Here is a 25,348-nt window from a genome sequence, read left to right on the forward strand (position 1 = left end):
GCCATGTCAGCCTCCTCCCCCGCTTCCACGCACGCCGGCGGCCCGTTCGCGGCCTGGACCGCCGCGTTCGGCGACTGGGCCCGTACCGACGGCGCCGCGTGGCTCTATCTGTTCAAGGCGCTGCTCGCCGCGTTCATCGCGACCGGCGTGTCGATGCGGCTCGACCTGCCCGCGCCGAAGACGGCGATGACCACGGTGTTCATCGTGATGCAGCCGCAAAGCGGCGCGGTGCTCGCGAAGAGCTTCTACCGCGTCGCCGGCACGATCTTCGGGCTGATCGCGACGCTCACGTTCGTCGGGCTGTTCCCGCAGCAGCCGCAGCTGTTCCTGCTGGCCATCGCGCTGTGGATCGCGCTGTGCACGGCCGGCGCCGCACGCAACCGCAACTTCCGCAGCTACGGCTTCCTGCTCGCCGGCTATACGACCGCGCTGATCGGCCTGCCCGCGTCGCAACACCCGGACGGCGCCTTCATGAGCGCGATGACGCGCGTGTCCGAGGTCATCATCGGGATCGTGTCGGCCGGCGTCGTCAGCGCGCTCGTGTTTCCGCAGTACACGGGCGAGCAGATGCGCACGACGGTCCGCAAGCGCTTCGGCAGCTTCGTCGACTATGTCGCGTCGGCGCTGTCGGGCCAGCTCGACCGCGCGCACATCGAGACCATTCATACGCGCTTCGTCGCCGACGTGGTGGGCTTCGAGGCCGCGCGCAGCATGGCGGTGTTCGAGGATCCCGGCACGCGCATGCGCAGCGGCCGGCTCGCGCGGCTGAACAGCGAGTTCATGAGCGCGTCGAGCCGCTTCCACGCGCTGCATCAGCTGATGAACCGGCTGCACGCGGCCGGCGCGCAAGCCGCGATCGACGCGATCGAACCGTATTTCCGTGAAATCGCGCCGCTGCTCACGCGCAACGGCGAACCCGTGCGCACGTCGGTCGACGCCGCGCACGCGGCCGAGCAGCTGCTCGCGTGGCGCGACGCGCTGCCGCGCCGCATCCGCGCGACGCGCGCAGAACTCGAAACGCGCCCGGACTTCCCGCTGCTCGACTTCGATACGGCGGCCGAACTGCTGTACCGCTTCATCACCGACCTGCAGGAATACGCGGCGACCTACGCGTCGCTGTCGAGCGCGACGCACGAGCGTGAACGCTGGATCGAACGCTACGAGCCGCGCACCAACATGACGGCCGCGCTGATCGCGGGCATCCGCACCGCGGTGGTGATCCTCACGCTCGGCTGGTTCTGGATCGAAACGGCCTGGCCGAACGGCGTCACGCTGGTGCTGACGGCGGCGGCGACCTGCGCGCTCGCGTCGTCGACGCCGCGCCCGACCGCGATGTCCGCCCAGATGGGGATGGGCACGGCGCTGGCCGTCTGCACCGGCTTCGTGCTGATGTTCGGCATCTATCCGCGGATCGATGGCTTCGTGCTGCTGTGCGTGGCGCTCGCGCCGCTGCTCGCGATCGGCATCTACATGACGCTGAAGCCGAAGCTCGCGGGCTACGGGATGGGCTACCTGATCTTCTTCTGCTTCCTCGCAGGCCCGGACAACATCACGCATTACGATCCGTCGAGCTTCATGAACGACGCGCTCGCACTCGTGCTGTCGATGCTGGTATCGGCGATCGCGTTCGCGGTGCTGTTCCCGCCGACCGCGCCGTGGCTCAAGAAGCGGCTGTTCGCCGACCTGCGCCACCAGGCCGTCGCGGCCGGTCATGCGCGGCTCGCCGGCCTGCGCACGCGCTTCGAGAGCGGCGCGCGCGACCTGATGTACCAGGCGCACACGCTGTCGGCCGACCAGCCCGACGTGCAGCGCGACGCGCTGCGCTGGATGTTCGCGGTGCTCGAGACCGGCAACGCGTCGATCGACCTGCGCCACGAGCTGGCGGCACTGCCGTCCGACCCGCGTTTTGCGCCGACGATGCCGTGGCGACGTGCGATCGAGACGATGCGCACCGCGCTGTCGTCGCTGTTCACCAAGCCCGACGCCGCACGCTTCGACGCGACGCTCGCGGCAGTGAACGACGCGATCGACGCGACCCGGCAGACGCTTGACGCGTTCACGCCGACGCGTGACGAACGCCACCGGCTGCAGCGCATCCTGAGCCACCTGCATTTCGTGCGCACGGCGCTGCTCGATCCCGAATCGCCGCTCGATGCGCTCAACCGAAACCGCGCCACGACCGCGCGCACCCAACCCGGAGCCTCGTCATGATGCCGCGTGAAATCGCCATTCTCGATGCCTACATGCCCACGGTGGTGCTGATGTTCGTCATCGGCGCGCTGGCCACGTGGGCCGTCGATCGCCTGCTCGCCTACACGGGCCTCTACCGTCTCGTCTGGCACCCGTCGCTGTTCCGGGCCTGCCTTCTCGTCTGTATTTGCGGCGGACTGAGTCTTGCCGTTTATCGTTGATCCAGAACAATCATGATGCTCAGAAAACTTTTCGGCTTCGTCGCGACCGCCGTCATTCTCATCGTCGCGATCCTGATCGGGCGCTCGCTGTGGGTGCACTACATGGACGATCCATGGACGCGCGACGGGCGCGTGCGCGCCGAGATCGTCAACGTCGCGCCGGACGTGTCGGGCGCGATCGTCGAGCTGCCCGTGCATGACAACCAGCTCGTCAAGAAAGGCGACCTGATCATGCAGATCGACCCGTCGCACTACCAGATCGCGGTCGAGCAGGCGCAGGCAGCCGTCGCCGCCCGTCGCGCGGAACTGCAGATGCGCCGCGACGACGCGGCCCGCCGCGCGGACCTCGACGCGCTCGTCGTGTCGAAGGAAAACCGCGAGAACGCCGCGCACAGCGCATCGAGCGCCGATGCGCAGTACCAGCAGGCAATCGCCGCGCTCGACGCCGCGAAGCTCAACCTCGAACGCACGCGCGTCGTCGCGCCGGTCGACGGCTACGTCACGAACCTGCAGACCTTCAAGGGCAACTACGCGGTGGCCGGCCAGGCCAAGCTCGCGATCGTCGACAGCCACTCGTTCTGGGTCTACGGCTACTTCGAGGAAACCAAGCTGCCGCGCGTGAAGATCGGCGCGCCGGCCGAGATGCGGCTGATGAGCGGCGGCGTGATGAAGGGCCACGTCGAGAGCATCTCGCGCGGCATCTACGATCGCGACAACCCGCAAAGCCGCGACCTCGTCGCCGACGTGAACCCGACCTTCAACTGGGTGCGCCTCGCGCAGCGCGTGCCGGTGCGCATCAGGATCGACGAAGTCCCGGCCGACGTGGTGCTGTCGGCGGGCACGACCTGCACGGTCATCATCGATCCCGACAAGCAGAAGAAGTCGTAATACCCGAACGGCCGGGCGCGCTCAGGCCGCGATGCGAAAACGCCCGACCAGCGACTTCAACGCCTGCGCCTGCTCGTCGAGCGCGTTCGCCGCGGCGGCCGCCTGCTCGACGAGTGCCGCGTTCTGCTGGGTGCCGGCGTCCATCTGCGTGACCGCGCGGCCGATCTCGTCGATCCCGGCGCTCTGCTCGTCCGATGCGGCGGAAATCTCGCCGATGATGTCGGTCACGCGCTTGACCGCGCGCACGACGTCGCCCATCGTGCGGCCCGCATCGTGCGCGAGCGCCGCACCGTTCGCGACGCGCTCGACCGACGCGCCGATCAGCGCACGAATTTCCTTCGCTGCGGTCGCCGCGCGCTGCGCGAGCAGGCGGACCTCGCCCGCCACCACCGAGAAGCCGCGCCCCTGCTCGCCGGCACGTGCCGCCTCGACCGCCGCGTTCAACGCGAGAATGTTGGTCTGGAACGCGATCCCCTCGATCGTGCCGATGATGTCGCGGATGTTCTTCGCGCTGTCGTCGATCTCGCTCATCGTCGCCACCACACGCCCGACGACTTCCCCACCCGTCTCCGCGACGGCCGACGCATTGGCCGCGAGCGCGCTCGCCTGACGCGCATTCTCGGCGTTCTGCCGTACGGTCGACGTGAGCTGCTCCATGCTGGCCGCGGTGCGCTCGAGCGCGACGGCCTGCTGCTCGGTGCGCTTCGACAGATCGAGGTTGCCGGTGGAGATCTCGCCCGACGCGGCCGCGATCGCCTCGGCGCTGACGGCGATCTCGCCGACGGTCGCCGCGAGCCCCGTCTGCATCTCGGCCAGCGCACGCACCATGCTGTCGCGGTCGTGCCGGCCCAGCTTGATCGGTCGCGTCAGGTCGCCGCGCGCGATGTCCGCGGCGATCGCCTTCGCATGCGCGGGCTCGCCGCCGAGCTGCGACGCGAGACGGCGCACCACGCGCTCGGCGATGACGATCGCGAGCACGATCAGCGCAGCCGTCATCGCCGCGATCATCGCGAACGACGACGAGAAAATGGTGGCGGACGCATCGAGCGTGGCCTTCGACTTCGCGCCGCGCGTCTTCACGAGTTCGGCAACGAGTTTCTCGAGCTTGCCGGTTTCGACCAGCAACGACACGTCCTGCGTGCCGACCTGCCAGTTCATCTGCGACAGGTCGAGCGGCTGCGCGCGCACGAGCGCGACGAAATCGCGCAGATGCGTGCTCCACGTGCCGACCGCCGTCGAGAAGGCGCGCAGCCGCGCCGAATCGTCGACGTCGCCCGGATCCGCGTAGCGCTGCAGCGTGCCGAGCGCCTGGCCGATCGACGCGAGCCCCGCGCCGACTTCGGCGCCCAATTCGTCGCGCTCCTTCGCGGTGCTCGCCGTCAGCAGCATCTTCTGGGCACGGCTCGCGCGCAGCACTTCGGCCCGAACCTCCTCGGCCGCGCGGCTCGCGACGTGGCCCTGCTCGTAGACCGACGCGATCGACGCGTTCAGCCGGCTGATCTGCCACAGCGAAAACATGCCGATCGCCAGCGTGCCGGCGAGCAGGATCGCGAATGCGGCGCGCAACGTCGCCTTGACGGTCCACGGCCGGCGCTCGCGACGCGCCGCGCGCAGGCGCCGGGCGGTGCGACCGGCGGTAACGTCGGGTGCGGCGGCGGCCGCACCGGGCTGTGGATGCAAAGATGCTGCTTTCATCGAACTATCCCCGTATTGATCACGCGGCCGGAAAGGTCGGTCCCGGCGTTCCCGCGATGGCTGGCCATGCCGCGCGTCCTGCGCCCGCACGGCGGATAGCCGGTGCCGGACGCGGCGCGCCTGTTGTCATTGGGTCGTTCTACGGCCGCCATCACCGTTTCTTGAGTCCGGTAAACCACGCACCGGCCCAGGGCGCGCGCCCCTGCCGACAGGCGGGCGCGCCGCCAGCGTTATACCCGGTCAAAAAAACCGGCATCGGCCGATCCGTCGGATGAATGTCCGATTCACGACAAAACTTGTCCTGACATTCCCAATACGCCACATTACACTTCTTTGACGCAGCAACGATTCAAGACGCGCCGATCCCCAGCAGAGCGCGCCCGCCACCTCAACTCGTTCAGCTCTCACATGGAAACCAGCCTCGACACCGGCTCCGCCGGCGCAGCCGCCACCCAACCGTCCGCGCCACCCGTCGCCCGCACCGTCTACCCGGTGCTCGGCGCGATCAGCTTCTCGCACATGCTCAACGACATGATCCAGTCGTTGATCCTGGCGATCTATCCGATGCTCAAGAGCCAGTTCGCGCTGTCGTTCGCGCAGATCGGCCTGATCACGCTCACCTACCAGATCACCGCATCGCTGCTGCAACCGCTCGTCGGCCTCTATACCGACAAGCGGCCGAAACCGTATTCGCTGCCGGTCGGGATGGGCTTCACGCTCGCGGGGCTGCTGCTGATGTCGACCGCGTCGAATTTCCCGATGCTGCTGGTGGCCGCGGCGCTCGTCGGCTGCGGCTCGTCGGTGTTCCATCCGGAATCGTCGCGGGTCGCGCGGATGGCGTCGGGCGGCCAGCACGGGCTCGCGCAGTCGGTGTTCCAGGTCGGCGGCAATGCGGGTTCCGCGCTTGGGCCGCTGCTCGCCGCGCTCGTGATCATTCCGCACGGCCAGCACAGCATCGCGTGGTTCTCGGCGGCCGCGCTTGTCGCGATGATCGTGCTCACGCAGATCGGCCACTGGTACAAGAAGCATCCGTCGATGAAGAAGAAGGCCGCGGCGGCCGGCCACCCGACGCTGTCGCGCGGCCGCGTACTCGGCGCGATCGGCGTGCTGGTGCTGCTGGTGTTCTCGAAGTACTTCTACCTCGCGAGCATCAACAGCTATTTCACGTTCTACCTGATCGACAAGTTCCACCTGTCGGTGCAGGCCGCGCAGATCCACCTGTTCGTGTTCCTCGCAGCCGTGGCGGCCGGCACGCTGATCGGCGGGCCGGTGGGCGACCGGATCGGCCGCAAGTACGTGATCTGGGTATCGATCCTCGGCGTCGCGCCGTTCACGCTGCTGCTGCCGTACGCGAACCTGTTCTGGACGACCGTGTTGACCGTGATCATCGGCATCGTGCTGGCGTCGGCGTTCGCCGCGATCCTCGTCTACGCGACGGAGCTGATGCCCGGCAAGGTCGGGATGGTCGCGGGGCTGTTCTTCGGCTTCGCGTTCGGCCTCGGCGGGGTCGGCGCGGCCGTGCTCGGCCAGCTCGCCGACGCAACGAACATCACGTTCGTCTACAAGGTGTGCTCGTTCCTGCCGCTGATCGGCGTGCTGACGATCTTCCTGCCGAACCTCGAAAGCAGCCGGCGCAAGAAGGCGTGACGAACGACCGGCCACCGCGTACACGCGGCGGCCGGTCGAACGGCTCGAATGAAGGAATGAAGAGAACGGCGGCGGCTTCAGGCCGCCGTCGTCGCATGCAGCGTCAGGAAACGCTTGAGGATGCCGGACGAATAGCTGCTCGCGATCGCCGACAGGAAGTGCGAGAACGACTGCGTCGCGTGATCGTCGGCCGTATCGGAGATCGTGCGCACGAGTGCGAACGGCACGTCGTGCTCTGCGCACACCTGCGCGATCGCGGCCCCTTCCATTTCGACCGCGAGCGCATCCGGCAGCGCGTCACGCAGCGCGACGACCTCGCGCTCGCTCGACACGAAGCGGTCGCCGCTGATGATGAGCCCCGCGTGCAGCGTCGCACCGGCCAGGCCGAAGCGCGCGGCGAACTGCGCGCCCTCTTCCGCGACGAATTGCGTGCACGCGGCCCGCAAGCGTGCGGTCAGCACCGCGTCGGTCGCGAAACGCGTGATGCCGAGCAGCGGCACCTCGTAGCGCGGGAAGAGCGGCGAAGCGTCGAGATCATGCTGCAGCAGCGTATCGGCCACGACGACGTCGCCAACGCGCACCGTGCGCGACACGCCGCCTGCCACGCCGGTGAACACGACGCCAGACACGCCGAACACGTGGATCAGCGCGCTGACCGTCGCGGCGGCCGCGACCTTGCCGACCCGTGCGAGCGTCACGACGCAGGCCGCGCCGTGCACGGTGCCGACGTGATAATCGCGGCGGCCGAGCGTGACCGTCTGCATCGCGCCTTCGGCACGCATCGCGGCGATCAGGTCGCCGAGTTCCTCGGGCAGCGCGGCAAGAATGCCGAGCGGACGGGCCGCAGGCGTCACAACCATGTCGATGCCCATCATTCCACCGCCTGCAGTTTCGCGACCGCGAGCGCGAGCCACTTCTCGCCGTGCCGCTTGAATTTCACCTGCGCCTTCGCATCGGCGCCGTTGCCTTCGAGCTTGGTGACCGTGCCTTCGCCGAACTTGGTATGGAACACCTGCTGGCCGACCCGGAAGCCGGCATCGGCCGCGCGCTGCTTGTCCGCGAACGCGGGCAGCGGCGCGGACACGGCCGGGTCGACGATCTGCTCGCGGCTGCCGCCGCCCGGCCGCGCGAACCAGTCGCGCCCGTATCCGGCGTTGTCCGACCGACCGCCCCAGCGCGAACCGGCCTCGACCTTCGGCGTCAGCCACTTGAGCACGTGTTCGGGCAGCTCGTCGAAGAAGCGCGAGCGCACGTTGTAGCGCGTCTGGCCATGCAGCATCCGGCTCTGCGCGAACGACAGGTAGAGCCGCTCCTTCGCACGCGTGATCGCGACGTACATCAACCGGCGCTCTTCCTCGAGGCCATCCGATTCGAGCACGCTGTTCTCGTGCGGGAACAATCCTTCCTCGAGGCCCGTGATGAACACGGCCGAGAATTCGAGCCCCTTCGCCGCGTGCACCGTCATCAGCTGCACGGCGTCCTGCCCGGCCTGCGCCTGGTTGTCGCCGGCCTCCAGCGACGCATGCGACAGGAAGCCGGCGAGCGGCGTCATCGTGTCGGGGTTCTGTGCCGGGCCGGCGGGCGATACCGGATCGAGCACGTCGACCGCCGGATCGTCCGTCGCGGTGCCGAGCTCGGGCGCCGCGATCGCGCCCGCGCGCAGCGGGATCGAACGGGCCGGCGTGTCGAGCCCGTAGCCTTCCTCGGCGATGAACGCGGTGGCCGCGTTCACAAGTTCCTGCAAGTTCTCGAGACGGTCCTGGCCTTCGCGCTCGCCCTGGTAGAAATCGGCGAGACCGCTGGCGCGCACGATGTGCTCGACGGTGTCGGGCAGGTTCATCTGCTGCGTATCGGCGCGCATCTTCGCGACCAGGTTCGCGAACCCGCCCAGGCTCGTGCCGGCCTTGCCCGTCACGTACGGAATCGCGGCGGCCATCGAGCAGCCGTACAGGCGCGCGGCGTCGGCGAGCTGCTCGATCGAGCGCGCGCCGATGCCGCGGGTCGGGAAGTTCACGACGCGCACGAATGCGGTGTCGTCGTTCGGGTTGTCGATCAGGCGCAGGTACGCGAGCGCGTGCTTCACTTCCTGGCGTTCGAAGAAGCGCAGGCCGCCGTACACGCGGTACGGAATGCCCGACGACATCAGCGTGTGCTCGATCGAGCGCGACTGCGCGTTGCTGCGGTACAGGACGGCCACTTCGCTGCGCGCCATCCCGGTGTTGATCAGCGAGCGGATCTCCTCGACGATCCAGCCGGCTTCCTGCGAATCGGTGCTCGCCTCGTACACGCGCACGGGTTCGCCATGGCCCGCATCGGTGCGCAGGTTCTTGCCGAGGCGGTGCGCGTTGTTCGAGATCAGCTGGTTCGCCGCGTCGAGGATGTTGCCGTGCGACCGGTAGTTCTGCTCGAGCTTGATCAGGTTGCGCACGCGGAATTCGTCTTCGAAGTCGCGCATGTTGCCGACGTTCGCGCCGCGGAACGCGTAGATCGACTGGTCGTCGTCGCCGACCGCGAAAATCGCGTTCTCGCCGCCCGCGAGCATCTTGAGCCACGCGTACTGCAGCTTGTTGGTGTCCTGGAACTCGTCGACCAGGATGTGCTTGAAGCGCGCCTGGTAGTGCGCGCGCAGCGGCGCGTTGTACGCGAGCAGTTCATAGCAGCGCAGCAGCAGCTCGGGGAAGTCGACCACGCCCTCGCGCTGGCACTGCTGGTCGTACGCCTGGTACAGCTCGACGAACTTGCGGTTGAAGTTGTCGGTCGCGTCGACCTTGTCGGGGCGCAGCCCCTGCTCCTTCGCGTTGTTGATGAAGTACTGCACGTTTTTCGGCGGATACTTCTCGTCATCGACGTTCGCCGCCTTCATCAGCCGCTTGATCGCGGACAGCTGGTCGGCGGTATCCAGGATCTGGAAGGTCTGCGGCAGGCCGGCGTCGCGCCAGTGCGTGCGCAGCATCCGGTTGCACAGGCCGTGGAACGTGCCGATCCACATCCCGCGCGTGTCGATCGGCATCATCGCCGACAGGCGCGCCATCATCTCGCGTGCGGCCTTGTTCGTGAAGGTGACGGCGAGCACGGTGGGCGGCGACGCGTAGCCCTGCTGGATCAGCCACGCGATGCGGGTGATCAGCACGCGGGTCTTGCCGCTGCCCGCCCCTGCGAGGATCAGCGCCGGTTCGTTCGGCAACGTGACGGCGGCGAGTTGTTCGGGGTTCAGATTGGCGAGCAGATCGGGCATGGAGCGGCAGCGGACGGGCGAGAAAAATGCGGACCCGACATTATAAGTCGGCGGCGCGATGCCGTTCCCGATCCGTTTGATTACCCGTCACAGGCACGCGGCGATCGCGTCGCGACGGGCCCGTACCGGCAAGGCGATGGCTGGTCGATGTGCATCCATTTATAATTGTCAGATTCGGCATCCAATTCACGCATTTTTCGGCAGATTTCCAACATGAGCGACAACACGCTTGCGAAGAGTTTCGAGCCCCACACCATCGAGTCCCAATGGGGGCCGGAGTGGGAAAAGCGCGGCTACGCGGCCCCGACATTCGATCCGGCCCGCCCCGATTTCTCGATCCAGTTGCCGCCGCCGAACGTGACGGGCACGCTGCACATGGGCCACGCGTTCAACCAGACGATCATGGACGGCCTCACCCGCTACCACCGGATGCTCGGCGAGAACACGCTGTGGGTGCCCGGCACCGACCACGCGGGGATCGCGACCCAGATCGTCGTCGAGCGCCAGCTCGACGCGCAAGGCGTGTCGCGCCACGACCTCGGCCGCGAGAAGTTCGTCGAGCGCGTGTGGGAATGGAAGGAAAAATCGGGTTCGACGATCACCGGCCAGGTGCGTCGCCTCGGCGCGTCGCCCGACTGGTCGCGCGAATACTTCACGATGGACGACAAGATGTCGGCCGCCGTGCGCGACGTGTTCGTCACGCTCCATGAACAGGGCCTGATCTACCGCGGCAAGCGCCTCGTCAACTGGGATCCGGTGCTGCTGACCGCCGTGTCGGACCTCGAAGTCGTGAGCGAAGAGGAAAACGGCCACCTGTGGCACATCCGCTACCCGCTCGTCGACGGCTCGGGCTCGCTGACCGTTGCCACGACGCGTCCGGAAACGATGCTCGGCGACGTCGCGCTGATGGTCCACCCGGAAGACGAGCGCTACGCGCACCTGATCGGCAAGCTCGTCACGCTGCCGCTGACGGGCCGCGAGATCCCGGTGATCGCCGACGACTACGTCGACCGCGAGTTCGGCACGGGCGTCGTGAAGGTCACGCCCGCGCACGACTTCAACGACTACCAGGTCGGCCAGCGCCACAAGCTCGCGCCGATCGAGATCCTGACGCTCGACGCGAAGATCAACGACAACGGCCCCGAGCAGTATCGCGGCCTCGACCGCTTCGACGCGCGCAAGGCGATCGTCGCCGACCTCGACGCGGAAGGCTTCCTCGACTCCGTGAAGCCGCACAAGCTGATGGTGCCGCGCGGCGACCGCACGGGCGTCGTGATCGAGCCGCTCCTGACCGACCAGTGGTTCGTCGCGATGACGAAGCCGGTCCCGGAAGGCACGCTCCATCCGGGCAAGTCGATCACCGAGGTATCGCTCGACGTCGTGCGCGACGGCCAGATCAAGTTCGTCCCGGAAAACTGGACGACCACCTACTACCAGTGGCTCGAGAACATCCAGGACTGGTGCATCTCGCGCCAGCTGTGGTGGGGCCACCAGATCCCCGCGTGGTACGGCGAGAACGGCGAGGTGTTCGTCGCGCGCAGCGAGGAAGACGCGCGCGCGCAGGCTGCCGCGAAGGGTTACACGGGTGCGCTGAAGCGCGACGAAGACGTGCTCGACACGTGGTTCTCGTCGGCGCTCGTGCCGTTCTCGTCGCTCGGCTGGCCGAACGAAACGCCCGAGCTGAAGCACTTCCTGCCGTCGTCGGTGCTCGTCACCGGCTTCGACATCATCTTCTTCTGGGTCGCCCGGATGGTGATGATGACGACGCACTTCACGGGCAAGGTGCCGTTCCACACCGTGTACATGCACGGCCTCGTGCGTGATGCCGAAGGCCAGAAGATGTCGAAGAGCAAGGGCAACACGCTCGATCCGATCGACATCGTCGACGGCGTCGACCTCGAGACGCTGGTCGCGAAGCGCACCACCGGCCTGATGAACCCGAAGCAGGCCGCCACCATCGAGAAGAAGACGCGCAAGGAATTCCCGGACGGCATTCCCGCGTTCGGCGCCGACGCACTGCGCTTCACGATGGCGTCGATGGCGACGCTCGGCCGCAACGTGAACTTCGACCTCGCGCGCTGCGAAGGCTATCGCAACTTCTGCAACAAGCTGTGGAACGCGACGCGCTTCGTGCTGATGAACTGCGAAGGCCACGACTGCGGCAGCGACAAGCCGGAAGTCTGCGGTGCGGGCGATTGCGGCCCGGGCGGCTACCTCGACTTCTCGGCGGCCGACCGCTGGATCGTGTCGCTGCTGCAGCGCACCGAGGCCGACATCGCGAAGGGCTTCGCCGATTACCGCTTCGACAACATCGCCAGCAGCATCTACAAGTTCGTGTGGGACGAATACTGCGACTGGTATCTCGAACTCGCGAAGGTGCAGATCCAGAACGGCACGCCGGAACAGCAGCGCGCGACGCGCCGCACACTGCTGCGCGTGCTCGAGACGGTGCTGCGCCTCGCGCACCCGATCATCCCGTTCATCACCGAAGCGCTCTGGCAGAAGGTCGCGCCGCTGGCCGGCCGCTATCCGCAAGGCAAGGCCGAAGGCGAAGCGTCGCTGATGACGCAGGCGTACCCGATCGCGAACCTGCAGAAGATCGACGAGGCGTCCGAGCAGTGGGCGGCCGACCTGAAGGCGATCGTCGACGCGTGCCGCAACCTGCGCGGCGAGATGAACCTGTCGCCGGCAACCAAGGTGCCGCTGCTTGCAGCCGGCGATGCCGAGCGCCTGCGCTCGTTCGCACCGTACATTCAGGCGCTTGCACGCCTGTCGGAAGTGCAGATCCTCGCGGATGAAGCAACGCTCGACAAGGAAGCACACGGCGCGCCGATCGCGATCGTCGGGCCGAACAAGCTGGTGCTGAAGGTCGAGATCGACGTCGCAGCCGAACGCGAGCGTCTGTCGAAGGAAATCGCGCGCCTGACGGGCGAGATTGCGAAGTGCAATGCAAAGCTCGGCAACGAGGCATTCGTCGCGAAAGCGCCGCCGGCCGTGGTCGAACAGGAGCAGAAGCGCGTCGCGGAATTCCAGAGCACCCTTGAGAAACTGCGCGCGCAGCTCGATCGGTTGCCTGCGTAACAAACCGTAAGGTCGTTTGCGTTCACTATAATGCGGGCGTGAACATAAACCGTCTGACAAGTCGATTACAGGAATAAAGGTTCGATCATGTTGAAAGTCACCAAGGCGGTATTCCCTGTTGCCGGTCTCGGCACACGCTTCCTCCCGGCAACGAAGGCAAGCCCGAAGGAAATGCTGCCGGTCGTCGACAAGCCGCTGATTCAGTACGCAGTCGAGGAAGCGATCGCCGCCGGCATTACCGAGATGATCTTCGTCACCGGGCGCAGCAAGCGCGCGATCGAGGATCACTTCGACAAGTCGTATGAAATCGAGGCCGAACTCGAGGCGCGCGGCAAGGAAAAGCTGCTCGAGCTCGTGCGCAGCATCAAGCCGAGCCATGTCGACTGCTTCTACGTACGCCAGCCGGAAGCGCTCGGCCTCGGCCATGCGGTGCTGTGCGCGGAAAAGCTCGTGGCCGACAACCCGTTCGCGGTGATCCTCGCCGACGACCTGCTCGACGGCAACCCGCCCGTGATGAAGCAGATGGTCGACGTGTTCGACCACTATCACAGCTCGGTGATCGGCGTCGAAGAGATCCCGCCGTCGGAAACGAAGTCGTACGGGATCGTCGACGGCAAGGAGTGGGAGGAGTCGATCGTCAAGATGTCGGCGATCGTCGAAAAGCCGGCGCCGGAAGTCGCGCCGTCGAACCTCGGCGTGGTCGGCCGCTACATCCTGAAGCCGCGGATCTTCCAGCACCTGCGTGCACTGAAGCCCGGCGCGGGCGGTGAGCTGCAGCTCACCGACGCGATCCAGTCGCTGCTCGCCGATGAGCAAGTGCTGGCCTACAAGTACCAGGGCACGCGCTACGACTGCGGCAGCAAGCTCGGCTACCTGAAGGCGACGGTCGAATTCGCGCTGCGCCACGCGGAAGTCGGTGCGGACTTCGACACGTACCTGCGCACGCGCGACGGCGCACATCACGCCGACTGAACGCGGCAAGGGCACCAGGGCTCACTCCGGCGAGCCCGCCCTCACCTCACCGGCTGCCGCTCAGCGCGCGTTGGCCGGCTTCACCGAGACGACGCCCGGCATCCCGCCCGCTTCGTCTTTTTTCGTCTTGACGAGCCAGCCACCGCCGTCGCCGAAGGGCACCTTCGCGAGCGCGCTCTTCACGAGCGCCGGCGCGGCCTGCTGCGTGCCGGGATCGCGATCGCGCAGCGCCGCCGATACGCGGTAAACGTCGGCGCCCGATTTCGCGTCGACGAAGCGCAGCGTCAGCACATGGCGATACACGCGGCCCATGAACGGCAGCGCGAACGGCGCCGGCCCGTCGACCGTCACGCATGCACTGCTCGCGGCGCCACACCCGTCGGCGCTCGCCGCGACCGAAGCCGGCTGCGTCGCATACGCGATCGACAGCCGGTAGTGCGCGGCCGCGAGCGGCTTCGCATCGAAACCGCGGTGCGCGAGTTCGTCGCGCACGAGCGTCTCGATCTGCCGGTATTCGGCATCGTCGGCCTGCGCGGCCGTCCGCACGAAATCGTAGCCGTGCGCATCGGCGGCGAACGCGTTCGGCTGCCCGACCGCACTGACGCCGCTCGTCACACCGGCGCAACCCGTCAACAGCGACACCGCCAGCGCGGTCGCTGCCCATTCCTTTCTCATGGCTTTCCCCAAATACCTGCCGTCGCACCCGGCCCTGTCAGGCGGACGGCTCGTCGATTGCAGGCAGCGACACCGTCACCGCGGTGCCGACACCCACCTCGCTGTCGACCGACACGCTGCCCCCATGGCGCGTGACGACCGTCTTCACGAATGCCATGCCGAGCCCGGAACCCGAGATCTCGGGCCGCTCGCCGGCATGGAACCGCTTGAAACGCTCGAACAGATGCCGCTGATCTTCCGGCGCAATGCCGTATCCCTGATCGCGAATCGTACAGAACATCCGTTTCGACGCGTGCTCGACCGCCAGCGTACACGTGATCACGGTATCGGACGGACTGTATTTGACTGCATTGTTCAGCAGGTTCACGAAGGCGCGCGTGATCAGCGAGCGATCCGCGCGCACCCAGCACATGTCGGTGCCGACATCGGTGTCGACGCGGATGTGCTTCGCCTGCGCCTGCGGCCATACCTCGTCGCTTGCATCGATCAGCACGTCAACGAGGCTCGTCACCTCGAGCTGGTACACCTGCGACTCCGCGCGCGCCAGCTGCACGAACTCGTCGGCCAGTGACAGCGCGCGATGCGCATAGCGCTCGATCCGCGCGAGCAGCCCGCGCATCGCGTCGGTCTCGGCGCGGTCGCGCTCGATCTCGACGAGCGCGAGAATCGACGCCTGCGGCGAGCGCATGTCGTGCGACAGCAGGTGCAGCGCTTCCTCGCGCTGCCGCTCGGCCGCGTGCAGTTCGGTCACGTCGACGAGGCCGGCGATCCAGCCCGTCACGCGGCCCTGCGCGTTCGTGCAAGCCGCGTAGCGTAGCAGATGGTCGAGCCCGTCGCGATCGCGCACCTCGATGCCGCGCGCCATCGCGTCGTGTTCGGCCTCGAGCGTCGGGTCGAGCACGGCCGGCCAGTGCTCGCGGATCGCCACGTCGTGTTCGACGTTGCCGTCGACGGTCTTCATGAACGTCAGCTCGCCGAGCGCGCTGCGCAGCGGCCGCCCTTCCGGCAGCGGCAGCGCGAGGCGCGACCCGTAGCGCTTGGCCGCATGGTTCGCGATCAGCACGGTGCCGGCCAGGTCGGTCACGAAGATCGGCTCGGGCATGCTGTCGAGGCTGTCCCACACGAAGCGCTTCATGTCCTGCACGCGCTGCGCGGCTTGCGCCATCAGCGTCATCTGCCGCTCGAGCACGTCGCCGCCGACGCTGCGTGTGCGCGGCGCCTCGGGCAGCAGGTGCGGCTCGTCGGCGAGCCGCTGCAGCTCGCGCCGCAAGTACGACATCGTCATTTCGAGCCGCCGCCAGTTCCAGATCGGGTAGACGGCGACCAGCCCGAAGATCGCGGGCGCCGGCGACAGCCAGATGCGCGCCCCGAACAGCAGCGCCATGCTCGCAACGACCGCGAGCGCGGCGAGGCTCAGCGTCAGCAGCAGCGCGCGCCACGGCGACAGCATCAGGAAACCGCCCAGCAGCGCGGCAAGCGGCAGCAGCGACGCGGCGAACAGCCCGGCGCGCGACGCAGGCGAGATCGCGCTGCCGGTTGCCAGCATGTCGAGCACGTTCGCATGGATATACACGCCGGCGAGCGGCCCGAACTCGCCGGACACGGGCGTCGCGAAGCGGTCGTACAGCCCCGACGCCGTCACGCCGACCACGACGATCTTGCCGCGCAGCGCGTCGGGCTTCACGCGCCCTTCGAGCACGTCGTCGAACGACAGCGTCGGATAGGCAGGCGTGTTGCGGCTGAACGGGATCAGGTAGCGGCCCTCACCGGCCGCGTCGCGCGACAGGTCGTGCGCATTCGCGCCGGGTGCCCCGCCGACCGGGTGCAGCCGGCCACCCTGGATCGCCTGGTACACCGGCACCATCAGCTGCGGCCAGCGCACGCGGCCGTCGCTTTCGAACAGCGCAACGCTGCGTACGATGCCGTCGCGGTCGACTTCAAGATTGATGTGGCCGAGCCCGACCGCGCGCGCCGCGAGCGCGGCCACCGGCGGATCGACCGCACGCGAGCCGTCCGCCTGCTCGGGGCTCAGCAGCACGGGCAGGAAGGTCGGTACGTGGCTCATCGCGTCCGCGAACGCGCGATCCTCCGGCGACGGTTCGGTAAACAGCACGTCGTAGACGACGGCAGCCGGCTGCGCGCGCGCCAGCGTATCGAGCAGCCGCGCATGCACGTCGCGCGGCCACGGCCAGCGGCCGAGCGCGGACACGCTCTGGTTGTCGATGTCGACGACCACCACGTCGGGCGACAGCGGCAGGCTGCGCAGCATCAGCAGCCGGTCGTAGATCAGGCCGTCGACGCTTCCCGACAGGCGGCCGAGCGCGCAGACGAGGATCACTGCGATCCCGAGGCAGCCGATCGCGATCCATTCGATCAGGAAGCGGCGGCCGAGGCCCCGCCGCGGGGAAACGGAGTCGGGTTTCATGCGCCGCGAATCAGCGCGACAGCGTGAACGCGCCGACCGGACTGGTCTTCTCGTAGAACTTGCCGCCTTCGAACTCTTCGACGGTCACGGCCCAGAAATAGTCGCCCGGCGGCAGGTGCGCGACGGTGATCTGGCGCGCATGCAAGCCGACCTGGTCGACGACAGGCGCGCTCAGGTCCTTCGAGCGCGACAGCACGAACCGGTAGCGCGCATCCTTGCTCGAACCGTTCGGCGACCAGCGGAACTCGTAGCCGCCCGCGCCGGGCGATGCGCTCGCGTCGAGCCCCATCATGCGGCGTTCGAACGCGTACGTGCGCGGCCGGCCCTCGAGGCCGTTCGCGTCGATCGCGGCGACCCGCACGAAGTAGTTCCCGTTCGGTACGTCGTGGAAGACTGCGCGCGGCGAATCGGTGCGCGTTTCGCTGAACAGGTCGAGCAGCCCCGCGTCGTGCGCGAGCTGCATGCGGTACCCATGCGCCTGTTCGAGCGGGGCGACGTCGAACGCGACGTCGGGCTCGTCCTGCACCTTGTCGGGATGCGCGAGCGCCGGCGCAGGCAGCAGCTCGACGGGCGCGCCGACCGCGCCGGACGACGTCGCGACGCTGCCGAAATTCGCATGCACGAGCGTCGGGCCGGCCGGCTGCCGGTCGCCCGCAACACCGACGGTGCCATCGAGCACTTCGACGCGCGTCGACGCATTGCCGGCCGCGTCGTAATTCACGCGAAAGTGCGTGCCGCGCACGCCGGCCACGACGGACGGCGAACGGATCTGGAAGCGGTCGTCGCGTTTCTTCAGATGGGTGACCTCGCTGTCGACCGAGCCGCGCGTGAGTTCGAACTCACGATCGAGCGTGCCGGTCAGCACCGTGCGGCGCAGCGCCTTCAGGTCGAGCTGGCTGTCGGGCGGCAGGCTCATGTGCGTGCCGTCGGCGAGCTCGAGCGTCACGAAGCCGTTCGGGCCCGTGCGCACGCGGTCGCCCTCGGCGAGGGTTGCATCGTTCGCAAGCGGCACAAAAGCGTCGCCGGACGCGCGTTCGGCCGTGCCCTGCACCGCAATGACGCGCGCGGTCAGCTTTTCCTTGCGCAGGCGTGCGACCGGCAGCTTCAGCGCGACGCCGGGCTGCAGATGCTTCGGTGCGGGCACGCCGTTGATCTGCTGAAGCAGTTGCCAGTCGTCCGCGCCCTGCAGGTAGCGCGCGGCGACGTCGTACAGCGTGTCGCCCCCCTGCGTGCGATAGACGACCATCTTGCCTGCCGCCGCGGGCGGCTGCGCCGCCGCATGCTGCGCGGCAAACGCAAACGCGACCGCACAGGCCGCGTGCAGCGCCACCGTGCGCCGGGCCGCCGTGCGCTGCGTGATTCCCGTGGTCACTCCGGTTCTCCCTGGCCGACCCGCTCGAGCCGGTAGCCGTAGCCGTAGATCGGCGCGAGGCGATAGCCGTTTTCGGGCCGCAGGCCGAGCTTGGTGCGCAGCATCGAGATGTGCGTATCCATCGTGCGCGACGGGATGTCGGTCGCCTGCTTCCACACGAGATCGAGAATGTGCGCGCGCGACAGCGGCCGGTCGAGATGCTGGAACAGCAGCAGCGCGAGCTCGAATTCCTTCTGCGTGAGGCTCACGGCCTTGTCGCCGACGTAGGCCTGCTTCAGGTTCACGTCGAAACGGAATTGATCGAATTCGCGAACGGTTGCCTCGGCGTTGACCGGATACGCGCGGCGCAGCAGCGAGCCGATGCGCGCACGCAGGATCGGGCCCGACACGGGCTTGACCACGTAATCGTCGGCGCCGGCATTGAGGATCTGCGTGATCCCCGCCTCGTCGTCACGGCTCGTCATGAAGATGATCGGCAGGCTGTGCTCGGTCTGATTGGCACGCACCCACTTCAGCACTTCCTCGCCTGACATGTCGGGCACGTTCCAGTCGAGCACCAGCAGATCGAACGTCTCGCGCTGCAGACGCTTCTTCAGGGCCTTGCCTTCCTTGAACGCATAGCACGTATGGCCAACGGCCGTCAGCGTTTGACTGACGAAATCCGTCTGGGCCGGATCGTCATCCAGTACAGCAATTCTCATAGCACCCCGCAAATCGAAATCGATTCGTCCAGTTCAGCTCCCCGCCCCCATCCAGCCGCGCAGCACGCGCACGGCCCCCGGATACCGGCCGGCGAGCCGTCGTTCGCCGCTCGCGCCATCTGCGCAAACCGGCGACCCCGGCTAAATATCTCAAAAACGGGGTACGGACGAACCGGCGATTTCATCATAGTAGTATGAAATTCGCCAATAAATTGCGCGGACTACCGTCTTTTCTTCGAATAATCCTTTCCGCCGCGCAATCGAGCGCCTAGTCGACGCCCGCGATACCGGCCACCTGCTCGGCGACATCGTCGGCCGGCACGCACGGCAACAGCGGTTCCGAACGCGCCGGTTGCACCAGCATCCGCTGCAGCTGGCCGCGCACCCGCTCCCACGCGGTAGCCGCGTAATCCGGTTGGCTCGCCGCCCACGCCTGCGCCAGATCGAACACACGCTCGATCGTCGCACCGCAGTAGGTCAGGCCCGAGCCGTCGTCCTGCGCGGCATCGCGCAGCCGTTCGTCGAGCCACTCGGCCAGCCACGGCATCTCGGCCGCGGCCGAATCCGCGTAGGCCTCCAGCGCGGCACGCGCGTGGCGATCCCGTTGCGGGTCGAGCTCGATACGGCTCAGTCCCGATACGCTGCGTTCCGCTCCGGACGGACTTCGAATGGTCCCTGGTCTGAAGGACATGTCCTCTCCCCGTTGTACGACGGTAGCGTCAGGCATGGCCCCCGTGCCCGCCGTACGACGTACCGTGGCCGGCGCATCCGCTGCGAGCGGACGACCGGCCGGGTCAGTATACGCAGCCGATCACGAAGCGAGGTTTAAGAATTGTCAGAAAGGCGCGGCCGACGGACACCAGCGGCCGCCGGCACCGTGACGCGGGCCTTCAGCGGCGCCGCATCAGGAACACGAAGGTCTTGTCCTGCGTCGTCGATTCGACGATCTCGTTGCCTGTCTGCTTCGCGAACGCGGCGAAATCGCGCTGCGAGCCCGGATCGGTCGCGAGCACCTTGAGGATCTGCCCGCTTTCCATATCGGCGAGCGCTTTCTTGGCACGCAGGATCGGCAACGGGCAATTGAGCCCGCGCGCGTCCACTTCCTTGTGAATCTGCATCGGCTGTCGACCTTCGAATGACGCGCCATTCAAGGCGCGGAGAGAAGCCGGGATTTTACCGCAGCGCCGCGGTGCCTGCCCGGGCCGCCCGCGGCCCGGCACCCGCGGACACCGGGCTCAGGTGCGTGAAAAGCCGCCCGCGAGCCGTTCGCGCAGGTGCCGCACGAGCGCGCGCACCGCGCTCGGCACGACCGGGCTGTACGGGCGGATCGCGAAGATGTGGTCGCCGAACGCGCCCGATGGCCGCCAGCCGTCGAGCAGCGCGACGAGCCGGCCGGCGTCGAGATCGCGCTGCGCGCTGAAATCCGGCAGCAGCGCGATGCCGAGCCCGCCGAGCGCAGCCTCGCGCATCGCCTCGCTGTTGTTCGCCGCGAAGCTGCCGCGCACCGGCACGCTCACGCGCTCGCGCCGCCGGCCGTGCGGCTCGAAGCTCCATGCGGCCGGCTCGTTGTCGCGCAGGTAGCACAGGCAGCTGTGGTCGACGAGCTCGCTCGGGTGCCGCGGCGCGCCGCGCGCGTCGAGGTAGTCGCGGCTCGCGACGAGCAGCGAGCGCGTGTCGCACAGCTTCCACGCGACGTGGGTCTGCGGCGCGGTGGTCGTATGGCGGATCGCGAGGTCGAAGCCCTCCTGCGTCAGCGAATGCAGCCGGTCCGACAGGTCGAGCTCGATCTGCACGCCCGGATGCTGCCGCAGGAAATCGGGCAGGTGCGGCACGACCTGCTGGCGCCCGAGCGCGACCGGCACCGTCACGCGCAGCAGGCCGCGCGGCTCGCCGGCCAGGTCCTTCACGCGCGCGAAGTGCTGCCCGATCGACTCGAACGCGTCGCGCGTGCTGTCGACGAGCGTCTGGCCCGCGTCGGTGAGCCGCACGCTGCGCGTCGTGCGCCGCACGAGCGGCACGCCGGCCGCCTTTTCGAGATCGGCGATGCGCTGGCTCATCGCGGCCTTGCTGATGCCGAGCCGCTGCGCGGCGGCCGTGAAACTGCCGGCCGCGGCCAGCACCGTCAGCGAATGGATATGCGGCCAGAGCGCCTGGACATTTTGCTGATTCATCCGGTGATTATTCAGAATTCTGAACAGTGAATCAAGCTGCGCGGCCTTCTCCCGCCCTGCTCGTTTGCCTAGACTGGGTGCTGTCCACTCCCACCCGATCCCCAGGAGACACAATGAATCCGGTTCCCGCGTACACGTCCGACGCCGATGTCGGCCACTATGTCGACGGCGCGCCCGTCGCCGGCCGCAGCGGCCGCTTCCAGGACGTTCTCAATCCCGCGCTCGGCCGTGCGGTGCGCCGCGTGGCGCTCGCCGACGACAGCGAAGTGCAACAGGCCGTCGCGTCGGCCCACGCCGCGTTCCCGGCCTGGGCCGCGACGCCGCCGATCCGCCGCGCGCGCGTCATGCACCGCTTCCTGCAACTGATGAACGAGCACCGCGACGCCCTCGCGGCGATCATCACGGCCGAGCACGGCAAGGTGTTCTCCGACGCGCAGGGCGAAGTCGCCCGCGGCATCGACATCATCGAATTCGCCTGCGGCGTGCCGCAGCTCCTGAAGGGCGACTTCACCGACCAGGTCAGCACCGGCATCGACAACTGGACGATGCGCCAGCCGCTCGGCGTCGTCGCGGGCATCACGCCGTTCAACTTCCCGTGCATGGTGCCGTGCTGGATGTTCCCGGTCGCGATCGCGACGGGCAACACGTTCGTGCTGAAGCCGAGCGAGCGCGACCCGTCGGCGGCCTTGTTCATCGCCGACCTGCTCACGCAGGCCGGGCTGCCGGCCGGCGTGTTCAACGTCGTGCAGGGCGACAAGGGCGCGGTCGACGCACTGCTCGACCACCCGGACGTGCAAGCCGTCAGCTTCGTCGGCTCGACGCCGATCGCGGCCTATGTGCAGCAGCGTGCCGTGCAATCCGGCAAGCGCGTGCAGGCACTCGGCGGCGCAAAGAATCACCTCGTCGTGATGCCCGACGCGAACCTCGAGCAGGCCGTCGATGCGCTGATCGGCGCCGCGTACGGCTCGGCCGGCGAGCGCTGCATGGCGATCAGCGTCGCGGTGCTGGTCGGCGACATCGCGGACAAGATCGTGCCGCTGGTGGCCGAGCGCGCGCGCAAGCTGGTGATCGGCGACGGCATGTCGCCGGAAGTCGAGATGGGCCCGATCGTCACCGGCGATGCACTCAAGCGCATCGAAGGCTATATCGAGCAAGGCGTGAACGAAGGCGCGCAACTGGTGGTCGACGGCCGCGGGCTGCGCGTGCCGGGCCGCGAGGCAGGCTTCTTCACCGGCGGCACGCTGTTCGACCACGTGACGCCCGACATGCGCATCTACAAGGAAGAAATCTTCGGGCCCGTGCTCGGCTGCGTGCGCGTGAAGGATTTCGGCGAGGCGGTCGACCTGATCAACGCGCATGAATTCGGCAACGGCGTGTCGTGCTTCACGAGCGACGGCGGCATCGCGCGCGAGTTCTCGCGGCGCATCCAGGTCGGCATGGTCGGCATCAACGTGCCGATTCCGGTGCCGATGGCGTGGCATGGTTTCGGCGGCTGGAAGAAGAGCCTGTTCGGCGACATGCACGCATACGGCGAGGAAGGCGTGCGCTTCTACACGCGCCAGAAGTCGGTGATGCAGCGCTGGTCGTCGAGCATCGGCAAGGGCGCCGAATTCGCGATGCCGACCGCGAAGTAAGCGCCTGACGGCACACCGCCCGCCGATCGGTCGCGCGGGCGGTACGCCGGCAGGATGCGTCAGCCGGCCTGCGTGCCGTGCGCGCCGTCGGCGGTCGGCAAGTACGACAGTTCGAGCCGGTACGCGAGCGCGACGAACAGGCTCTGTGCGAGCCCCATCGTGGCCGTCAGCGCGCGGAAGCCGAACGTCGCGCTGTCCTGCACCATCAGCGTCACCTCGGCCTCCCGCGCCAGCGGGCTCATCCGGCTGTCGGTGATCGCGATCAGCCGCGCGCCGCGCTGCGCGGCCTGTTGCGCGACCTGCACGGTTTCCTCCGCGTACGGCATGAACGAGATGACGATCATCACGTCGCCCTCGCGCACCGAGCGGATCTGGCCGAGATGCATGCTGCCGAGCGCGCTGAACAGGCCGATGCGCTTGTCGGTGTGCTGCAGCGCATAGTCGAGGTACACGGCGATCGGAAACGCGCGCCGCGAGCCCGCGATCCAGATCGCCTGCGTGTCGGCGAGCAGGTCGACGGCCTGCGCGAGCGCCTGCGAATCGAGCGTCTGCCGCAGCTGCTGCATCCCGGCAATACTGCCCTTGATGAACTCGTCGGCGATCTGCTCGGGCTGCAGGCTCGACGAGCCCGATTCGATCACATCGCGCAGCCGCAGGTTGTACGCGCGCCCCGGCGCGATCTGTTGCGCGAGCCCCTCGCGGAACAGCTTCTGCATCTCGGAGAAACCGGAAAAGCCGAAATGCTTCGCGAAGCGCACGACGGCCGACGGCTGGACGCCGCACGCTTCCGCGAGCGACTGGATGCCTTCCAGGCCAAGCTGGTCCCGATGCGTTTCCACGTGGCGCGCAATCACCTTCAGGCGATTGCTGAGGCCGTCGTACTCCTGCGTCAGATGCTGCAGGAACTGCTCGACGGTGGCGGGAGGTTTCTCGGATGAACTCATCGGATAGCGCGAAGTTGACGGCCCCGACGTGCGCGCGATACTGGCGGGCGCGGCCCGGGACTCACCTGGATACATGCATGAAGGGCGAATTTAATCACGTTTGCGGCGCGGCCCGCGCCGCGTGCTCGCTCCCACGCGCTCGATCATCACTTGCCTACGCTCCACGGCAATGCTGGAAGCGATTGTCCAACGCTCTCGCGGCGTCGTAAAGATTAGGGTGTCTACCAAGGCCGGCCGTCGGTGCAAAGCCTTGCACGACGGGCGCGCAGCGCGCCGCAGCCGGCCCGTCGCGCGCCGTTCAACGATAGTCGACCCACACGCCGCCCGCATCGGCCGAGCGCACGCAGTTCTCGACCCAGCGCACGCCTTCCACGCCCGCATGGACGTCCGGATAGCGGATGTTCTTCAGCGCCGCGGCGTCGCCGCGATCGGCCGCATCCATCGCGAGTGCGAAGCGCGCATAGAGATTCGACCAGGCTTCGAACAACCCCTCCGGATGCCCGGCGCCGATGCGATCCTCGCGCAATGCGTGCGGATGCAGATAGCCCATCCCGCGATCGAGCACCTGCGCGGGCTGCCCCTGCACTTCGTAGCGCAACTGGTTCGGATGCTCGTCCCACCACTCGACGCTCGCCTTCGAGCCGATCACGCGCACCTTCTGGCCGTGCATCGAGCCCGCGTTCACCGCGCTCGACCACACGTAGCCAACCGCGCCCGTGTCGTATTCCATGATCGTGAACGCATTGTCTTCCAGCGGCGCGCGGCTCTTCACGAAGCTCTGCCGCGAACACATCAGCCGCCGGATCTTCAGCTCGGGCACCATCACTTCCGAGATGTACAGCGGATGCGTGCCGATGTCGCCGAGCACGTAGCTCGGGCCCGCGAACTTCGGGTCGACGCGCCAGCGCGCAGCCGCGCTCGCGGCCTCGACGCCCTCGCTGTGGAACCCGTGCGCGAACTGCATCTGCACGATGCGGATCTCGCCGAGATCGCCGCGCGCGATCATCTCGCGCGCCTGTTCGATCATCTGGTGTCCGGAGTAGCCGTACGCGACGCCGACGATCCGGTTCTTCTCGACCGACAGGCGCTGCAGCGTTTCGGCCTCCTCGGTCGTGAAGCACAGCGGCTTCTCGCAGACCACGTGCAGCCCCGCGTTCAGCGCCGCACGGCAGATCTCGAAGTGCGTGTTGTTCGGCGTCGCGATCGACACCGCGCGAATGCCGTCCGGGCGGCGCGCCTCGGCGTCGAACATCGTCGCGTAGTCGGGATAGCAGCGCTCCGCCGCGACGCCGAGCTTCACGCCGAACTGGCGGCCGCGCTCGGGATCGATGTCGAACGCGCCGGCGACCAGCTGAAAGCTGCCGTCGCGCAACGCGGCCGACCGGTGACTGTAGCCGATCTGGCTGCCGAGCCCGCCGCCGACCATGCCCCAGCGAATCGAATGTCCAAGCAGAATCTGTCCGTCGATCATGATTGTGTCGTTCCTTGTCCGTATTC

General features: G+C 67.8%; 19 protein-coding genes. 7 read left to right on the forward strand and 12 right to left on the reverse strand.

Going from position 1 to position 25,348, the window contains the following annotated elements; genetic code table 11:
• Positions 1 to 3: 3 nt before the first annotated feature.
• Genes BDO18943_RS08360 through BDO18943_RS08370 form a run of 3 tightly spaced genes read left to right on the forward strand, consistent with a single transcriptional unit; the run spans position 4 to position 3,299 of the window.
• Positions 4 to 2,211, forward strand: a complete 2,208-nt coding sequence (locus BDO18943_RS08360) for an FUSC family protein (RefSeq protein ID WP_175021925.1) — start codon at positions 4 to 6, stop codon at positions 2,209 to 2,211.
• Positions 2,208 to 2,411 carry a DUF1656 domain-containing protein gene (locus BDO18943_RS08365; protein ID WP_043182522.1) on the forward strand — a complete coding sequence of 68 codons (204 nt, stop codon included), beginning with the start codon at positions 2,208 to 2,210 and terminating at the stop codon, positions 2,409 to 2,411. The genes BDO18943_RS08360 and BDO18943_RS08365 overlap by 4 nt, the downstream gene beginning before the upstream one ends.
• A 12-nt stretch (positions 2,412 to 2,423) precedes the next feature.
• Entirely contained in the window at positions 2,424 to 3,299 is an 876-nt protein-coding gene (locus BDO18943_RS08370) for an efflux RND transporter periplasmic adaptor subunit (protein ID WP_043182521.1), read from the forward strand.
• Positions 3,300 to 3,320: 21 nt separating this feature from the next.
• On the opposite strand, the gene BDO18943_RS08375 is transcribed toward BDO18943_RS08370, so the two are convergent.
• The gene (locus BDO18943_RS08375; RefSeq protein WP_175021926.1) at positions 3,321 to 4,994 is read right to left on the reverse strand and encodes a methyl-accepting chemotaxis protein; all 1,674 of its coding nucleotides are present in this window, start codon (positions 4,992 to 4,994) and stop codon (positions 3,321 to 3,323) included.
• Positions 4,995 to 5,402: 408 nt separating this feature from the next.
• Here BDO18943_RS08375 and BDO18943_RS08380 point away from each other — a divergent pair, with 408 nt between their 5' ends.
• Positions 5,403 to 6,641 carry an MFS transporter gene (locus BDO18943_RS08380; protein WP_175021927.1) on the forward strand — a complete coding sequence of 413 codons (1,239 nt, stop codon included), beginning with the start codon at positions 5,403 to 5,405 and terminating at the stop codon, positions 6,639 to 6,641.
• Positions 6,642 to 6,718: 77 nt separating this feature from the next.
• On the opposite strand, the gene BDO18943_RS08385 is transcribed toward BDO18943_RS08380, so the two are convergent.
• A complete protein-coding gene (locus BDO18943_RS08385; RefSeq protein ID WP_175021928.1) occupies positions 6,719 to 7,516 on the reverse strand; it encodes a 5'-methylthioadenosine/adenosylhomocysteine nucleosidase in 798 nt (265 codons plus the stop codon).
• Positions 7,513 to 9,876 (reverse strand): UvrD-helicase domain-containing protein, encoded by a 2,364-nt coding sequence (locus tag BDO18943_RS08390; protein WP_175021929.1) that lies wholly within the window; start codon positions 9,874 to 9,876, stop codon positions 7,513 to 7,515. The genes BDO18943_RS08385 and BDO18943_RS08390 overlap by 4 nt, the downstream gene beginning before the upstream one ends.
• A gap of 213 nt (positions 9,877 to 10,089) precedes the next feature.
• Here BDO18943_RS08390 and BDO18943_RS08395 point away from each other — a divergent pair, with 213 nt between their 5' ends.
• Together BDO18943_RS08395 and galU are read left to right on the forward strand one after the other, a co-directional pair.
• On the forward strand, positions 10,090 to 12,957 hold the full coding sequence (locus BDO18943_RS08395) for a valine--tRNA ligase (protein WP_175021930.1): 2,868 nt from the start codon (positions 10,090 to 10,092) through the stop codon (positions 12,955 to 12,957).
• Positions 12,958 to 13,044: 87 nt separating this feature from the next.
• Positions 13,045 to 13,929, forward strand: a complete 885-nt coding sequence (gene galU / locus BDO18943_RS08400; RefSeq protein WP_043182512.1) for a UTP--glucose-1-phosphate uridylyltransferase GalU — start codon at positions 13,045 to 13,047, stop codon at positions 13,927 to 13,929.
• Between the two features lie 60 nt (positions 13,930 to 13,989).
• On the opposite strand, the gene BDO18943_RS08405 is transcribed toward galU, so the two are convergent.
• From BDO18943_RS08405 to BDO18943_RS08435, 7 genes are all read right to left on the reverse strand, one after another.
• Complete coding sequence (locus tag BDO18943_RS08405) at positions 13,990 to 14,604, reverse strand: DUF4136 domain-containing protein (protein ID WP_175021931.1); 615 nt, start codon at positions 14,602 to 14,604, stop codon at positions 13,990 to 13,992.
• A 37-nt stretch (positions 14,605 to 14,641) separates the two neighbouring features.
• A complete protein-coding gene (locus BDO18943_RS08410; RefSeq protein WP_175021932.1) occupies positions 14,642 to 17,029 on the reverse strand; it encodes a CHASE2 domain-containing protein in 2,388 nt (795 codons plus the stop codon).
• A gap of 10 nt (positions 17,030 to 17,039) precedes the next feature.
• Positions 17,040 to 18,401 carry a FecR family protein gene (locus BDO18943_RS08415; protein WP_175021933.1) on the reverse strand — a complete coding sequence of 454 codons (1,362 nt, stop codon included), beginning with the start codon at positions 18,399 to 18,401 and terminating at the stop codon, positions 17,040 to 17,042.
• Positions 18,398 to 19,102: a response regulator transcription factor gene (locus BDO18943_RS08420; RefSeq protein ID WP_006490421.1), complete on the reverse strand. Its 705-nt coding sequence runs from the start codon at positions 19,100 to 19,102 to the stop codon at positions 18,398 to 18,400. The genes BDO18943_RS08415 and BDO18943_RS08420 overlap by 4 nt, the downstream gene beginning before the upstream one ends.
• 268 nt (positions 19,103 to 19,370) lie before the next feature.
• Entirely contained in the window at positions 19,371 to 19,793 is a 423-nt protein-coding gene (locus tag BDO18943_RS08425) for a peptidase (protein ID WP_175021934.1), read from the reverse strand.
• 199 nt (positions 19,794 to 19,992) lie between these two features.
• On the reverse strand, positions 19,993 to 20,220 hold the full coding sequence (locus tag BDO18943_RS08430; protein WP_006402122.1) for a sulfurtransferase TusA family protein: 228 nt from the start codon (positions 20,218 to 20,220) through the stop codon (positions 19,993 to 19,995).
• 117 nt (positions 20,221 to 20,337) lie between these two features.
• Positions 20,338 to 21,273, reverse strand: a complete 936-nt coding sequence (locus BDO18943_RS08435; protein WP_175021935.1) for a LysR family transcriptional regulator — start codon at positions 21,271 to 21,273, stop codon at positions 20,338 to 20,340.
• Between the two features lie 113 nt (positions 21,274 to 21,386).
• Between BDO18943_RS08435 and BDO18943_RS08440 the strand changes: the two genes are divergently transcribed.
• A complete protein-coding gene (locus BDO18943_RS08440; RefSeq protein WP_175021936.1) occupies positions 21,387 to 22,907 on the forward strand; it encodes a CoA-acylating methylmalonate-semialdehyde dehydrogenase in 1,521 nt (506 codons plus the stop codon).
• A gap of 59 nt (positions 22,908 to 22,966) precedes the next feature.
• Here the strand turns inward: BDO18943_RS08440 and BDO18943_RS08445 are convergent, their stop codons facing one another.
• Both BDO18943_RS08445 and BDO18943_RS08450 read right to left on the reverse strand, forming a co-directional pair.
• Positions 22,967 to 23,851: a MurR/RpiR family transcriptional regulator gene (locus BDO18943_RS08445; RefSeq protein WP_175021937.1), complete on the reverse strand. Its 885-nt coding sequence runs from the start codon at positions 23,849 to 23,851 to the stop codon at positions 22,967 to 22,969.
• Positions 23,852 to 24,149: 298 nt separating this feature from the next.
• Positions 24,150 to 25,322, reverse strand: a complete 1,173-nt coding sequence (locus BDO18943_RS08450) for a Gfo/Idh/MocA family protein (RefSeq protein WP_175021938.1) — start codon at positions 25,320 to 25,322, stop codon at positions 24,150 to 24,152.
• Positions 25,323 to 25,348 lie beyond the last annotated feature (26 nt).

It is taken from the genome of Burkholderia aenigmatica, from assembly GCF_902499175.1.
In the GTDB taxonomy this organism is placed as follows: Bacteria; Pseudomonadota; Gammaproteobacteria; order Burkholderiales; family Burkholderiaceae; genus Burkholderia; species Burkholderia aenigmatica.

Bases quoted from the DNA above. Each gene is read 5' to 3' on its own strand.
- BDO18943_RS08360 (WP_175021925.1), top strand. From the start codon at position 4: ATGTCAGCCTCCTCCCCCGCTTCCACGCACGCCGGCGGCCCGTTCGCG.
- BDO18943_RS08365 (WP_043182522.1), top strand. From the start codon at position 2,208: ATGATGCCGCGTGAAATCGCCATTCTCGATGCCTACATGCCCACGGTG.
- BDO18943_RS08370 (WP_043182521.1), top strand. From the start codon at position 2,424: ATGATGCTCAGAAAACTTTTCGGCTTCGTCGCGACCGCCGTCATTCTC.
- BDO18943_RS08375 (WP_175021926.1), bottom strand. From the start codon at position 4,994: ATGAAAGCAGCATCTTTGCATCCACAGCCCGGTGCGGCCGCCGCCGCA.
- BDO18943_RS08380 (WP_175021927.1), top strand. From the start codon at position 5,403: ATGGAAACCAGCCTCGACACCGGCTCCGCCGGCGCAGCCGCCACCCAA.
- BDO18943_RS08385 (WP_175021928.1), bottom strand. From the start codon at position 7,516: ATGATGGGCATCGACATGGTTGTGACGCCTGCGGCCCGTCCGCTCGGC.
- BDO18943_RS08390 (WP_175021929.1), bottom strand. From the start codon at position 9,876: ATGCCCGATCTGCTCGCCAATCTGAACCCCGAACAACTCGCCGCCGTC.
- BDO18943_RS08395 (WP_175021930.1), top strand. From the start codon at position 10,090: ATGAGCGACAACACGCTTGCGAAGAGTTTCGAGCCCCACACCATCGAG.
- galU (WP_043182512.1), top strand. From the start codon at position 13,045: ATGTTGAAAGTCACCAAGGCGGTATTCCCTGTTGCCGGTCTCGGCACA.
- BDO18943_RS08405 (WP_175021931.1), bottom strand. From the start codon at position 14,604: ATGAGAAAGGAATGGGCAGCGACCGCGCTGGCGGTGTCGCTGTTGACG.
- BDO18943_RS08410 (WP_175021932.1), bottom strand. From the start codon at position 17,029: ATGAAACCCGACTCCGTTTCCCCGCGGCGGGGCCTCGGCCGCCGCTTC.
- BDO18943_RS08420 (WP_006490421.1), bottom strand. From the start codon at position 19,102: ATGAGAATTGCTGTACTGGATGACGATCCGGCCCAGACGGATTTCGTC.
- BDO18943_RS08425 (WP_175021934.1), bottom strand. From the start codon at position 19,793: ATGTCCTTCAGACCAGGGACCATTCGAAGTCCGTCCGGAGCGGAACGC.
- BDO18943_RS08430 (WP_006402122.1), bottom strand. From the start codon at position 20,220: ATGCAGATTCACAAGGAAGTGGACGCGCGCGGGCTCAATTGCCCGTTG.
- BDO18943_RS08435 (WP_175021935.1), bottom strand. From the start codon at position 21,273: ATGAATCAGCAAAATGTCCAGGCGCTCTGGCCGCATATCCATTCGCTG.
- BDO18943_RS08440 (WP_175021936.1), top strand. From the start codon at position 21,387: ATGAATCCGGTTCCCGCGTACACGTCCGACGCCGATGTCGGCCACTAT.
- BDO18943_RS08445 (WP_175021937.1), bottom strand. From the start codon at position 23,851: ATGAGTTCATCCGAGAAACCTCCCGCCACCGTCGAGCAGTTCCTGCAG.
- BDO18943_RS08450 (WP_175021938.1), bottom strand. From the start codon at position 25,322: ATGATCGACGGACAGATTCTGCTTGGACATTCGATTCGCTGGGGCATG.